Annotated in this window: 12 protein-coding genes and 1 rRNA gene; 3 read left to right on the top strand and 10 right to left on the bottom strand. The window is 71.0% G+C overall.

Annotation, left to right across the window (positions count from 1 at the left end; all coding sequences use genetic code 11):
* Nucleotides 1-113 precede the first annotated feature (113 nt).
* Nucleotides 114-437, bottom strand: a complete 324-nt coding sequence (locus AC07GB_RS31555; RefSeq protein ID WP_478851424.1) for a glutaredoxin family protein — start codon at nt 435-437, stop codon at nt 114-116.
* Nucleotides 438-566: 129 nt separating this feature from the next.
* Between AC07GB_RS31555 and AC07GB_RS31550 the strand changes: the two genes are divergently transcribed.
* The 3 genes from AC07GB_RS31550 (at nt 567) to AC07GB_RS31540 (ending at nt 5,335) form a co-directional block, all read left to right on the top strand.
* Nucleotides 567-1,505 carry an HAD family hydrolase gene (locus tag AC07GB_RS31550; protein ID WP_478851422.1) on the top strand — a complete coding sequence of 313 codons (939 nt, stop codon included), beginning with the start codon at nt 567-569 and terminating at the stop codon, nt 1,503-1,505.
* 1,475 nt (nt 1,506-2,980) lie between these two features.
* Nucleotides 2,981-3,751, top strand: a complete 771-nt coding sequence (locus AC07GB_RS31545; RefSeq protein ID WP_150512413.1) for an ECF subfamily RNA polymerase sigma factor, BldN family — start codon at nt 2,981-2,983, stop codon at nt 3,749-3,751.
* A gap of 348 nt (nt 3,752-4,099) precedes the next feature.
* The gene (locus AC07GB_RS31540; protein WP_478851420.1) at nt 4,100-5,335 is read left to right on the top strand and encodes a DUF5667 domain-containing protein; all 1,236 of its coding nucleotides are present in this window, start codon (nt 4,100-4,102) and stop codon (nt 5,333-5,335) included.
* Nucleotides 5,336-5,427: 92 nt separating this feature from the next.
* Here the strand turns inward: AC07GB_RS31540 and AC07GB_RS31535 are convergent, their stop codons facing one another.
* The 9 genes from AC07GB_RS31535 to rrf form a co-directional block, all read right to left on the bottom strand.
* Nucleotides 5,428-6,555 (bottom strand): lysophospholipid acyltransferase family protein, encoded by a 1,128-nt coding sequence (locus AC07GB_RS31535; RefSeq protein ID WP_478851418.1) that lies wholly within the window; start codon nt 6,553-6,555, stop codon nt 5,428-5,430.
* Nucleotides 6,556-6,569: 14 nt separating this feature from the next.
* The gene (locus tag AC07GB_RS31530) at nt 6,570-7,673 is read right to left on the bottom strand and encodes an NAD-dependent epimerase/dehydratase family protein (RefSeq protein ID WP_478851416.1); all 1,104 of its coding nucleotides are present in this window, start codon (nt 7,671-7,673) and stop codon (nt 6,570-6,572) included.
* A 316-nt stretch (nt 7,674-7,989) separates the two neighbouring features.
* Nucleotides 7,990-8,088, bottom strand: coding sequence for a 30S ribosomal protein bS22 (locus AC07GB_RS31525; protein WP_003948845.1), 99 nt, complete (start codon nt 8,086-8,088; stop codon nt 7,990-7,992).
* Between the two features lie 132 nt (nt 8,089-8,220).
* Nucleotides 8,221-8,430: a helix-turn-helix domain-containing protein gene (locus tag AC07GB_RS31520; RefSeq protein ID WP_157164103.1), complete on the bottom strand. Its 210-nt coding sequence runs from the start codon at nt 8,428-8,430 to the stop codon at nt 8,221-8,223.
* Between the two features lie 129 nt (nt 8,431-8,559).
* Entirely contained in the window at nt 8,560-9,375 is an 816-nt protein-coding gene (locus AC07GB_RS31515; protein WP_478851414.1) for a phosphatase, read from the bottom strand.
* A gap of 196 nt (nt 9,376-9,571) precedes the next feature.
* Entirely contained in the window at nt 9,572-10,744 is a 1,173-nt protein-coding gene (locus AC07GB_RS31510) for an acetoin utilization protein AcuC (protein WP_478851412.1), read from the bottom strand.
* Nucleotides 10,695-11,939 carry an MFS transporter gene (locus tag AC07GB_RS31505; protein ID WP_478851410.1) on the bottom strand — a complete coding sequence of 415 codons (1,245 nt, stop codon included), beginning with the start codon at nt 11,937-11,939 and terminating at the stop codon, nt 10,695-10,697. The genes AC07GB_RS31510 and AC07GB_RS31505 overlap by 50 nt, the downstream gene beginning before the upstream one ends.
* A gap of 43 nt (nt 11,940-11,982) precedes the next feature.
* On the bottom strand, nt 11,983-12,699 hold the full coding sequence (locus AC07GB_RS31500) for an HAD family hydrolase (RefSeq protein WP_478851408.1): 717 nt from the start codon (nt 12,697-12,699) through the stop codon (nt 11,983-11,985).
* Nucleotides 12,700-12,761: 62 nt separating this feature from the next.
* A 5S ribosomal RNA gene (gene rrf, locus AC07GB_RS31495) occupies nt 12,762-12,854 on the bottom strand; the annotation flags it as partial.

Genomic DNA, 12,854 nt, shown 5'->3' with positions numbered 1-12,854 from the left:
ACGTCATAACCAGCCATCGGCACACACGGCCCGCGCCATGACCGTGCTAGGTCCGTGCTACGTCCGTGCTATGGGGTCGGCGCGGGGCCGGCACGAGGCCGGCCCGCGGGTCGCTACGAGGTCAGCGCCCGTCGCAGCCGCTCGGCGTCGACCTTCCAGAAGGTGTGCTGCTCCCCGTCCACGAGCACCACCGGGATCTGCTCCCAGTACTCCCGGTGCAGCGCCTCGTCCTCGGTGATGTCCTTCTTCTCCCATACGACGTCCAGCTCGCCGCACACCTTCTCCACGACCGCCTCGGCGTCCTCGCACAGGTGGCACCCGGGCTTGCCGATCAGCGTGACGAGCCGGTGCCCCGGCGCCTTCGCGGCGCCCCTCGCGGTGCTCTCCGCGGCGTTCTTCGCCGCCTGCTTCGCCGTCCTGCGAAAAATCGGGCTCATGCCTCCAGCTTCCTACGCGCCGCCCGCGCGTGGTGGACCTCGTACTGTGACCAGCGCGACACAGCGAGTTGACGGGTTCGAATCCTCGCATTCACGGGGCACCCGAACAGAGTGGCTATGCTCGACGGCATGGCCGCTCTCGGTTGGCTCCATCCCCGTAGGCGCTCCGCCACCGCGCGCAGCGTCCTGGCAGGCGAGGCCTCGGCGGAGGCCGCTCGCAAGTCCTCGCAGGAGCTGGAAGACCTCGCCCGGACCCCGACACCCGACGAGGCCGAAGGCCCCGAGTTCCCGGTGGTCGGCGACGACAAGGCCGCAGCCTTCTTCGACCTCGACAACACCGTGTTGCAGGGCGCCGCGCTCTTCTACTTCGGCCGCGGCCTGTACCAGCGCAAGTTCTTCCAGCGCCGCGAGCTGACCCGCTTCATCTGGCAGCAGGCCTGGTTCCGGCTCGCGGGCGAGGACCCCGAGCACCTCCAGGACGCCCGCGAGAGCGCCCTGTCCATCGTCAAGGGCCACCGCGTCGCCGAGCTGATCTCCATCGGCGAGGCTGTGTACGACGACTATCTGGCCGACCGCATCTGGGGCGGCACCCGCGCCCTCGCCCAGGCCCACCTCGACGCGGGCCAGAAGGTCTGGCTGGTCACCGCGGCCCCGGTGGAGATGGCCACGATCATCGCCCGCCGCCTCGGCCTGACCGGCGCCCTCGGCACGGTCGCCGAGTCCGTGAACGGGGTCTACACCGGCAAGCTCGTCGGCGAACCCCTGCACGGCCCCGCCAAGGCCGAGGCGGTCCGCGCACTGGCCGCCGCCGAAGGCCTCGACCTCACCCGCTGCGCCGCCTACAGCGACTCGCACAACGACATCCCGATGCTGTCCCTCGTCGGCCACCCGTACGCGATCAACCCCGACGCCAAGCTGCGCAAGCACGCCCGCGCCCGCGACTGGCGGCTGCGCGACTACCGCACGGGGCGGAAGGCCGCGAAGGTCGGCATCCCCGCGGCCGCGGGGGTCGGGGCGCTGGCGGGCGGGGCCGCGGCCGCGGTGGCACTGCACCGCCGCCGCCACTGAGCCCTCGGGGCCCGCCCGCAGGTTATCGGCGCTCCGCGCCTCGTCCTCAAACGCCGGACGGGCTCAAATCTCGCGCTCCGCACTCGTCCTCAAACGCCGGACGGGCTCCCCCGTCGCACCGCACCTCTCGACCCCGAGCACCAGACCAGCTCCCCTGCCGCACCGCACCTCTCGACCCCGAGCACCGGACCAGCTCCCCTGCCGCACCGCGCGTCTCGACCCCGAGCACCGAACGGGCTTCCCCTGCGCGCCGCACGTCCCGGCCCCGGTCGCCGGACTGGCTCCCCTTCCGCGCTCCGCGCTCGTCCTCAAACACCGGACGGGCTCCCCCTTCGCACCGCACGCCTCAACCCCGGTCGCCGGACCGGCTTCCCCTTCGCGCTCCGCGCTCGTCCTCAAACACCGGACGGACTTCCCCTTCGCACCGCACCTCTCGACCCCGAGCACCAGACCAGCTCCCCTGCCGCACCGCACCTCTCGACCCCGAGCACCGGACCAGCTCCCCTGCGCGCCGCACGTCCCGGCCCCGGTCGCCGGACTGGCTCCCCTTCCGCGCTCCGCGCTCTGCCTCAAACACCGGACGGGCTCCCCCGTCGCACCGCACGCCTCAACCCCGGTCGCCGGACCGGCTTCCCCTTCGCGCTCCGCGCTCGTCCTCAAACGCCGGACGGGCTCCCCCGTCGCACCGCACCTCTCGACCCCGAGCACCGGACCAGCTCCCCTGCCGCACCGCGCGTCTCGGCCCCGGTCACCGGACGGGCTTCCCTTGCGCGCCGCACGTCTCTGCCCCGGTCGCCGGACCGGCTCCCCTGCCGCGCTCCGCGCTCGTCCTCAAGCGCCGGGCGCCTTCCCCTTCGCGCCGCGCGTCTCGGCCCCGAGCACCGGACCAGCTCCTCTGCCGCGCCGCGCGCCTTGCCCCCGAGCGCCAGACGGGCCTCCCCTTCGCACCGCATGCCTCGGCCCCGAGCACCAGACCGGCTTCCCCTTCACGCCGTGCGTCTCGGCCCCGGTCGCCGGACCGGTCCCTCTGCCGCACATCTCGGCCCCGGGCACCCGGACCAGCTCCCCTTCCACCCTGCGCGCTCGTCCTCCAGCGCCAGGCGGGCCAGGTCCGCATCGATCGCGTGTGCGGCCCGGTGGTCGCCACGTACCGTCACCTGTGCGAAAACCGCGGGTAATCGTTCTCTCTTACCCGTCGGGCCTCCCGCCAGTCCCGTTCGTTCAACTCGGCCACAACACGCCCCCCGCTCAGCCGGAATGCGCACTGATTCGATCAACAAGCGTTCAATAACCGGTACTTGTCCGACCGCTGATCGGTAAGAGAAGCGACGTAATCGATGATTTGAGCAACTGGGTGTAGCGCTGCCTGTACGAAGCGTTATTCTCCTCAGACGCATGACAGGACCTTGCACGTCGCTACGACGGGTGAATGGTCCCGCACTGCACGTGATGGAAGCTCTGCCTCTGGGAGTCCCGTGTACCCACACGTCGGGGTTGACGCCTCGGGCCTGGCTACGCTGCGCGCAACGGTCCTCGACCGCCTGCGCGGCTTCGTCCCCACCGCGTACGCCGTCCCCGCCTTCGCCGTCCCGGCACCCGCCGGGCCGTGCTACGCCTTGGCGGACGGCGGTGCCGCGGTCAGCAGACGGACGCGCTCCGGCGCCGCCACCACCACCCGCCGCCCCGCCGCGGACAGTGACAGCGCCCGCATGATGGACCTCGTCGAGCGCGCCCAGGCGGGCGAGGCCGACGCGTTCGGCCGCCTCTACGACCAGTACAGCGACACGGTCTACCGCTACATCTACTACCGCGTCGGCGGCAAGGCGACCGCCGAGGACCTCACCAGTGAGACCTTTCTGCGCGCCCTGCGCCGGATCGGCACCTTCACCTGGCAGGGCCGCGACTTCGGCGCCTGGCTGGTCACGATCGCCCGCAACCTCGTCGCGGACCACTTCAAGTCGAGCCGGTTCCGCCTCGAAGTGACCACCGGCGAAATGCTCGACGCCAACGAGGTGGAGCGCAGCCCCGAGGACTCCGTCCTCGAATCCCTGTCGAACGCGGCACTCCTGGACGCCGTCCGCCGCCTCAACCCGCAGCAGCAGGAGTGCGTGACGCTGCGCTTCCTCCAGGGCCTGTCCGTCGCCGAGACCGCACGCGTGATGGGCAAGAACGAAGGCGCGATCAAGACCCTCCAGTACCGAGCGGTCCGCACGCTCGCCCGACTCCTCCCGGACGACGCCCGCTGACCCGTCCCCACCCGGCCGCGACGCGGTCACCCCAGCGGCCACCGCCCCGGCCGGGCACCCCCGCCCGCTACCCACGGCGACGGCCAACTCACCGTCCGTGGCGGCCAGATGGCCGTCGCGGCGCTTCCCCATTCTCTGGCGGTCCGATCATCCTCCGTCCGTAACCCAAGTGCCGCGACGCTCGTTGTGCGGGATGCAGGCTCCCTGTGGTCGCATCCTGACCTCCTCCTAGCTCCGAAAGAGCAGGGGGACGTTCCATTCGCTCACCCGATCGTGTGGAAGCGCTCAGGACCTGCAACCCTCAGGAACCCTGGGGAGTCGACGTCATGACGAGAGGAGGTGCCGCCAGTGATCGCGAACGTATCGGCCCACCGGCGGGCGAACGCCTTCGCCCAGGCCCTGGAGGAGCACTCCGGCCAGGACCCGGCGGCCGAGCAGCCCGAAGACCCCGCCGACCCCACGGTCGCCCGCACCGACACCACGGCCCCCGGGCCGGCCGAGCGCGACCGTCTCCTGGCGCTCGCCGACGGCCTGGCCCAGCTCCCGAGGCCGGGCCTTGACCCCGAGGTCAAGGTGGTGCAGCGGGCCCAGCTCGTGGCGGCCATGGAAGCCATGCTCGCGGAGGGCACCACGGGCGACACCGCTTCCGTACCGCGCCAGCGCTCCCGCAAGGGCGCCCACCGCGCACTGCGGAAGCTCAAGCCGCGCAGCCGCCTGTCCAAAGGCATCGCGGCCGGCGGACTCACCGTGGGCGTGGCCGCGGGCGCCTTCGGCGGCATCGCCGCCGCCAGCAACGACGCGCTGCCCGGCGACTCGCTCTACGGCCTCAAACGCGGCATGGAAGACCTCAAGCTCGGCATGGCGGACAGCGACACCGACCGCGGCCGGATCTACCTCGACCAGGCCTCCACCAGACTCGGCGAAGCCCGCCGCCTGATGGAGCGCACCCGCTCCGGCCAGCTCGACCACGAGTCCCTCGGCGAGGTCCGCCGCGCCCTCTCCGGCATGCGCCACGACGCGTCCGAGGGCCACCGCCTCCTCCGCCAGGCCTACGAGCGCGACGGCTCACTCGGCCCCATCCAGGCGCTGTCATCCTTCGCCAAGGCCCACAGCGCCAGCTGGCGCGACCTGCGCGCCAAGCTCCCCGTCCAGCTCGGTGACGTGGGCGAGGAAGTCACCTCCGTCTTCGACGCCATAGAGGAGCAAGTCGACCCGCTGCGCTCCCTGCTCCCCCGTACACCCGGGAAGCACCGCGCGACGGACGACCGCCCCCGTCAGGAAGCCCCCGACACGCCCCGCCGGGACCGGCCGTCCCCGCACACCGCGGACGAGACCCCGTCCCAGCGCGCCCCGGGCGGCAAGCCACGGCCCCCCGCCCCCTCCCACAAGGAGAGCGACAGCCTCCTCCCCGGAGTGACGGACGGACTGATCGACCCGCCCAAGCCCCACACCCCGCCCCCCTCGCACCACGCCCCCGAGAAGACCCACGACAGCCCGGCCCCCGCCAAGCCGGAAGTGACGCTCCCGCCCCTCATCCCCGGCCTCCTGCCGGAACTGGGAATCGAGGACGAGGAACAGAAGTAGCGCTCCACGGCTCCACACCTCTGCCTGCCCGCTCCCTTCAGGAACGGGCAGGCAGAAGTGTTCGTGAGTCCGTCGCCCGTCGGCTCATCCGCTCAGAAGAACACCGACCTGCGCTGCACCAACAACTTGTACAGCGTGTGCTGAATCTGCTCCCTCACCTGGTCCGTGAGGTTGAACATCAGCATCGGATCCTCCGCCGCCTCCGGCGGATACCCGTCCGTGGGAATCGGCTCCCCGAACTGAATGGTCCACTTCGTGGGCAGCGGCACCACACCCAAAGGCCCCAGCCAAGGAAACGTGGGCGTCAGCGGAAAATAGGGAATGCCGAGGACCCGGGCCAACGTCTTCGCGTTGCCCACCATCGGGTAGATCTCCTCCGCCCCCACGATGGAGCACGGCACGATCGGCGACCCGGTCCGCAGCGCCGTGGACACGAACCCGCCCCGCCCGAACCGCTGGAGCTTGTACCGCTCCCCGAAGGGCTTCCCGATCCCCTTGAACCCCTCGGGCATCACCCCGACAAGCTCCCCCCGCTCCAGGAGCGCCCCCGCGTCCTCCGCACAGGCCAGCGTGTGCCCGGCCTTGCGCGCCAGCTCGTTCACCACCGGCAGCATGAACACCAAGTCGGCCGCGAGCAGCCGCAGATGCCGCTGCTGCGGATGGTGGTCGTGCACGGCAACCTGCATCATCAGGCCGTCCCACGGCAGCGTCCCCGAGTGGTTGGCGACGATCAGCGCCCCGCCGTCGGCGGGCACGTTCTCGATGCCCTTGACCTCCACCCGGAAGTATTTCTCGTAGACCGGCCGGAGCAGCGACATCAGCACCTGGTCGGTCAGCTCCGCGTCGTACCCGAACTCGTCGACCTCGTAATCCCCCGTGAGCCGCCGCCGCAGGAACGCCAGGCCGCCGGCGATCCGCCGGTCCCAGCCGCCCCCGCCGCCACCGCGCGGCTCGGGCACGCGCCGCGCCACCGCCTCCGCCGCGGGGGCGCTCTCCCGCCGCGCCGCGGGAGGACGGGGGGACGCCTCGCCGACGCTCCCCCGCTCCGTCTCCTCCGCCGCCGTCGCGCCCGCGTCCTGCCCGGTCGGCACCGCCTTGACCTCGCGCACCTTCGCCGCGTCGCCCTTGCGGCGCGACACGGTGGTCCTGCGGCGCGGCGGCCGCTGTCCGGCCCCACGCGACCGGTCGTCGTCGAACGGAATGACCTTGGCGTCCGCCATCGTTGACGATCTCCTCAGTTGGCGCTGTGGTGGGCACTGTCGTCGGCTTCGCGTCCGGCGCCCACGGGGGCGCCGCGCTCCGTGCCGCCGCCCGCGAACGGCAGCGCCGCGACCTTGTCGACGGCCGCCGCGAGCGCCTCCGGAGGCAGCAGCCCGGGCCCTCGGCTGCGTACGAAGTCCGCGAAGGTCTCAGCGGTCGTGTACTTCGGCTTGAAGCCCAGTGTCTCGCGCATCTGCCGCGTGGCCACGACCCGGCCGTGGGTGAGCAGCCGGATCTGCTCGCGGGAGAAGTCCGTGACGCCGAGCGTGCGCAGCGCGGTGCCCACCCAGGTGACGGCGGGCAGGAGCACGGGCAGCGTCGGGCGGCCGAGGCGGCGCGCGCACTGCGAGAGCAGCACCAGGCCGTCACCCGCGATGTTGAAGGTGCCGCTGTTGAGCGTGGAGCGCGCCGGTTCGTGCGAGGCGAGGCGCAGCACGTCGATCACGTCGTCCTCGTGGACGAACTGGAGGCGCGGGTCGTAGCCGAACACCGTCGGCAGGACCGGCAGCGAGAAGTACTCGGCGAGCGGCGAGTCCGCGGCCGGGCCGAGGATGTTCGCGAACCTCAGGACGCACACCGCGACGTCCGGGCGGCGGCGCGCGAAGCCCCGCACATAGCCCTCGACCTCGACGGTGTCCTTGGCGAAGCCGCCGCTCGGCAGCGACTTGGGCGGCGTGGTCTCGGTGAAGATCGCGGGATCGCGCGGCGCCGAGCCGTACACGTTGGTGCTCGACTTCACCACCAGGCGCTTGACCGTCGGCGACTTCTGGCAGGCGCCGAGCAGCTGCATGGTGCCGATGACGTTGGTCTCCTTGACCGAGCCGCGGCTGCCGCCGGCGAGCGCGGTGCCCGTGACGTCCATGTGCACGACCGTGTCCACGGAGTGCTCGGCGAGCACCCGGGCGATCGTGGGCTGCCGGATGTCGGCCTGGACGAAGTCGGCGCCGCCCAGATGGTGCTCGGGCGGGATCGCGTCGACGGCGATCACCCGCTCGACCTCGGGGTCGCGCTGAACGCGCCGGACGAACCTGCCGCCTAGCTGCCGGGCCACCCCGGTCACGAGCACGACCTTGCCCAAGATCAGCGCCGCCTTTCCCCAGCCCCGCGTTGCTTCGGTTGCTCCGGGCCGCGTACCGCGCTTCGGCCTCTTCAGACCTCGCGGCGCGTCCGGCCTCGCGTTACGTGCGTGGCCAACGCTAGCGGTTCGGCGTTGCGCTGTGATGACTGCGAGCTGCGTGAAGTGACGACGGCCACACGACTTCGTAGAGATCAAGCCGTTCGCCCGCCTTTGAACAATTGAATCCCTTATGAGAGGCCCCTGAATGCACTGAAGCCCTCCCGTCGAACGACGGGAGGGCTTCGGTACGTGCGCTGGCTCGCGCTCCAGCGGCCGCTTACTTCTTGTTGCGGCGCTGAACGCGCGTGCGCTTCAGCAGCTTGCGGTGCTTCTTCTTCGCCATCCGCTTACGCCGCTTCTTGATAACAGAGCCCACGACTACCCTCGCTCACTTCTCGGATCACCCCCGCGTCAGCGGGGATATTGGTGCGGGGCGTCTGGGCCCACACGACCTACGTCGGCCTAGCCTACCCGCCCCTTTGCCGAGGCTGTAATCGAGGGACGTCGATCAGGCCGTCTCCACCCCCACGTATGAGTCGCGAAGGTACTCGTGAACCGCGTTCTCGGGCACTCGGAAGGACCTTCCGACCCGGATTGCGGGCAGATGACCGCTGTGCACCAGCCGGTACACGGTCATCTTCGAGACTCGCATCACCGCGGCGACCTCCGCCACGGTCAGGAACGCAACCTCGCTGAGAGGCCTCTGGTCAGCAGCCATGACACACCTGAACCTTCCGCACATGACGCGCACCGGCTTCCCCTTCCGGTGACTCCTCGTCGCTGTGCGCTCACTCCCCAGAGTAGGGGCGGGTGATGCGAGTGGGGAAGAGGAGCTGCCATCGGCCGTTTACTGTGACAGACACGCTCGATTGAGTACATAGCGAGTAAGCGGTCGGTAGTAATCAGACCGCACAGCGTCATCAAGCGGAACGACGACGGACACTCGCCCCTCCGCCTCTCCGACGAACAGGGCAGGATCGTCCGTATCCGCCAGACCGATCGCCTCAAACCCCAGCTGACCTGCTCCGCAGACCCATCCGTGGTCCCCGATGACCAGCTCCGGCAGGGGGCCACCGGACTCCGCCCGAGCCCCGAGAGCCCGTCGAACCGGCAAGGGCGAATGGCTGTGTGCGCCGGTCTCACTCCCGGTGGGACGCACGCCGGGTTCGCGCACCAGCGCGACACCTTGTACGTAGTCAAGGTTGTACGTGCGTAGGCCGAACCGGGTCGTTATGTCGACACGGCAACCCTGCGCGGGGGTGAGGATCTGACAGCCGGCCGCCGACAGGGCATCGGCCAACGCGGCGTAGAAGCCCAGGAGCCGGTGCGGGTGCCCGGTCCCGAGCAGCACGGGGACCCGCCGCCGGGCCGCCTCCCTGAGCCGCTCGGCGAACGCGTCGAGCGCCGCCAACGTCCGCTCGGGGTCGATGACATCGGCCCCCGTAGTGTGCCGGGGGTCGCCGGACACACCGCACTTGTCGGCCATGAGGCGCAGCAAGTCCCCGGTGCCCCAGGTCCATTCGGGATCGAGCCCCAGCAGTATCCGCGGATCCCGGGCGGCGAAGAGCCGGTAACTCCGCAGGCTCTCCTCCCGCGACGTGGCCACGGGCCCGGCGAGCCGGGCCGCCAGCAAATGCGCACGCAACGCTCCGGTGCTCAACACGCCCCGATGCTTCCGCACCCTCCCCACCCCCACCCCGAAAACCCCGAAAACACCGCACAGTTGGGCTAACACCCCTACGCTCGGGCACTTCGCCGCCACCCGCAAGCCCACCCGGCGTATGCACAGGGGTCACGAGCCGACGAGAAGCGGCGCCCTGGCCGGGAAGGGGCGAGCCCCGGGCGCATCCGCGCGCTCCCTAGGCGAGCAGGCCCCGCAGCGGGAACACCGCCCGCCGGGCCGCGAGCACGGCTTGATCCACCCGGTCAGCGGGGTCGTACCCCTCGTCCCAGCCACGCCATCGCACCGGCCACCGGCCGTCCGTCATCCGCCCCGGCGCGAGCGCCCGCGCCCGCGCGAAGACCTCCCGCCCCCACTCCTCCGGCACGCCCGACGAAGGGTCGACCTCCCGCCCGGCCGCCACCGCCACCAGGTGCGTCCAGGACCGCGGCACCACGTCCACCACCGCGTACCCGCCCCCGCCGAGGGCCACCCAGCGCCCCTCCGCGTGCTCATGGGCCAGCGCGTGGCAGGCGACCTGCACCGCCCGCTGGGCGTCCAGCGACACGGCCAGGTGCGCCAGCGGATCCTCGAAGTGCGTATCCGCGCCGTGCTGCGTCACGAGGACCTGCGGGCGGAACTCCGCGAGCAGCTCCGGCACCACCGCGTGGAACGCCCGCACCCAGCCCTCGTCCCCTGTCCCCGCCGGCAGCGCCACGTTCACCGCACTGCCCTGCGCCGCCTCGCCTCCCGTCTCCTCCGGCCACCCCGTCTGCGGGAACAGCGTCCGGGGATGCTCGTGCAGGGAGATCGTCAGAACCCTCGGATCGTCCCAGAACGCGGCCTGCACCCCGTCCCCGTGGTGCACGTCCACGTCCACATAGGCGACGCGCTCCGCGCCCAGCTCCAGGAGGCGCGCGATGGCCAGCGCGGCGTCGTTGTACACACAGAAGCCCGAGGCCGCACCGGGCATGGCGTGGTGCAGCCCGCCCGCGAAGTTCACCGCGTGCAGGGCCTCTCCGCGCCACACCGCCTCGGCGGCACCGACCGACTGCCCGGCGATCAGCGCGGACACCTCGTGCATCCCCGCGAACGCCGGTACGTCCTCCGTGCCGAGGCCGTACTCCCCGTGCGCCGAGCGCGGGTCGGCGGAGGCCGCCTTCACCGCCGCCACATAGTCCTCGCGGTGGACGAGGCCCAGCGTCGACTCGCCGGCCCGTTTCGCCGCGACGACGTCCAGCTCCCGGTCGAGCCCGAAGGCGCCGATCAGGCTCCTGGTCAGCGCAAGCCGGACCGGGTCCATGGGGTGCTCAGGACCGAAGTCATAGCCCGTTACCGCTTCGTCCCACATCAGCTGTGCGCGCCCGCTCATGTCCGTCACCGTATCGGTCCGGTCCGGGGGCGAAGGACCGGGCGTACCGCAGGATCACAAGCACCAACACCAAGGGAACGACCATCGCGCCGCGATAGTTCCACGCGTCCCCGAGCGCCCCCACCAGCGGCGAACCCACCAGGAATCCCACATAGTTGAAGATGTTCAACCGCGCCACGGCCACGTCCGAGGCCCCGGGGAACAGCCGCCCCGCCGCCGCGAACGTCTGCGGCACGATCACGCACAGGCCGAGCCCCAGCAGCGTGAAACCCCCGATCCCCACCCACGCCCCAGGAGCCACAGCCACCACGCCGAACCCGATCGCGCCCAGTACCGCGCCGGCCCGCACCACGGCCACCGCGCCGAACCGCCGCACTCCCAGGTCCCCAACTCCCCGCCCCACCAGGGTCATCACCATGTACACGTTGTACGGGACCGTCGACAGCTGCTCCGAACTCCCCAGCACGTCCTGGAGGTACTTGGCGCCCCAGTTGGAGACGGTGGAGTCCCCGATGTACACGAACGCCATCACCAGGCACAGCGGCAACAGCGTCCGAAAAACGACCACGTCACCGGCGCCCTGGGCCTGTTCGGCCTCGACCTGGTCCTGCGCCGCCGCCTCGCCCCCTCGGCCGCGCACGTCGTCGACGTACCACCGACTCCCCAGGAACGCGGCGGGCAGCAGCACCACGACCACCGGCAGATACAGCACGAACAGCGACAGGTCCCAGTGCGCGCCGGCCCACGCGAGCGAGGCTCCCACGATGCCGCCCAGGCTGTACGCCGCGTGGAAGCCGAGCATGATGCTGCGCCCGTAGGCCCGCTGGAGGCTCACCCCGAGCATGTTCATCGAGGCGTCGAGCGCCCCCACCGCGACCCCGAACACCGCGAGCGCCACCGCGATCTCCCACATCGCGTCGCCCGCCCCCGCGGCGAGGAGCGCGAGCAGCGCCGCGGGCTGCGACCACCGCATCACCCGGCTGGGCCGCACGCGCCTCACCAGCCACTCGGCTCCCACGCTGCCGGCCCCGGCCAGCACGGGCACGCCCGCCAGGAAGACCGGAAGGAGTCCGTCGGATATCCCGTACTGGTCCTGGAGCGCCGGTATCCGCGTCACAAGGAGCGCGAACGCGACGCCCTGCGCCAGGAAGCCGAACGCCAGTGAGGCTCTGCCCCGTCGCAGCGTCTCCGTCATGACCGCGAAGCGTAGGCCCGAGCGCTACCGCTGGGTAGATAGATCACTCATCGACTTTGGCCTGGGCCTCGTCGCGGACCGTGCGGTCGCCTTCGCCTTCGCCTTCGCCTTCGCCTTCGTCGAGGAGCGCGGTCAGTTCCCGCAGGTCCCCGAAGAGCCGGGTGGCGCCGGTGAGCCGCTCGGCAGGGGTCATGCCCGTGAACCCGTAGACGTCCATCCCCGCCGCTCTCGCGGCCTGTACTCCGAGAGGGCTGTCCTCCACTACGACGCACCGCTCCGGCGCTACTCCCATCCGCTCGGCGGCGTGCAGGAAGAGGTCGGGCGCCGGCTTTCCCCGCCCCACGTCCTGCGAGCTGAAGACGCGCTCTTTCCCGAACCACTTGTCGAGGCCGGTCTTCCGGTGCCCGACCCGGATCCGCTCGTGGCTCCCCGAGGAGGCGAGACAGTAGGCGACCCCGTTGGCGGTGAGCTTCTCCAGCACTTCGAAGGCTCCGGGCATGGGTTCCAGATCCCGCTCGAATGCAGCGAAGACCTTGCCGTGAAAGACATCGTCGAAATCTCCGGGCAGCCGCTGCCCGGACCGCTCCAGAACGGTGTCGTGTACGCGGTGGAGCGCGGCTCCCATGTAGTCGCGTACGGAGTCCTCATAGGTGGTGGGGTGTCCCAGCTCGGTCAGATATCCGGCGAGGATGGTATTGGAAAGCGGCTCGCTGTCCACCAGGACGCCGTCGTTGTCGAAGATGACAAGGTCGTATCGCATGGTTCGACCCTAAACGCAGAAAACCCCCGTGCCATCAGGCACGGGGGTTTCCCTCACAATTTGTTCGGCGGCGTCCTACTCTCCCACAGGGTCCCCCCTGCAGTACCATCGGCGCTGAAAGGCTTAGCTTCCGGGTTCGGAATGTAACCGGGCGT

The sequence above is a fragment of the Streptomyces sp. NPDC045778 genome (assembly GCF_056431945.1).
This window is presented reverse-complemented; position numbering and strand designations above follow the sequence as displayed.

Excerpts from the sequence above, each read along its gene's own strand:
- AC07GB_RS31555 (WP_478851424.1), bottom strand. The coding sequence starts at position 437 with ATGAGCCCGATTTTTCGCAGGACGGCGAAGCAGGCGGCGAAGAACGCC.
- AC07GB_RS31550 (WP_478851422.1), top strand. The coding sequence starts at position 567 with ATGGCCGCTCTCGGTTGGCTCCATCCCCGTAGGCGCTCCGCCACCGCG.
- AC07GB_RS31535 (WP_478851418.1), bottom strand. The coding sequence starts at position 6,555 with ATGGCGGACGCCAAGGTCATTCCGTTCGACGACGACCGGTCGCGTGGG.
- AC07GB_RS31520 (WP_157164103.1), bottom strand. The coding sequence starts at position 8,430 with ATGGCTGCTGACCAGAGGCCTCTCAGCGAGGTTGCGTTCCTGACCGTG.
- AC07GB_RS31510 (WP_478851412.1), bottom strand. The coding sequence starts at position 10,744 with ATGAGCGGGCGCGCACAGCTGATGTGGGACGAAGCGGTAACGGGCTAT.
- AC07GB_RS31505 (WP_478851410.1), bottom strand. The coding sequence starts at position 11,939 with ATGACGGAGACGCTGCGACGGGGCAGAGCCTCACTGGCGTTCGGCTTC.
- AC07GB_RS31500 (WP_478851408.1), bottom strand. The coding sequence starts at position 12,699 with ATGCGATACGACCTTGTCATCTTCGACAACGACGGCGTCCTGGTGGAC.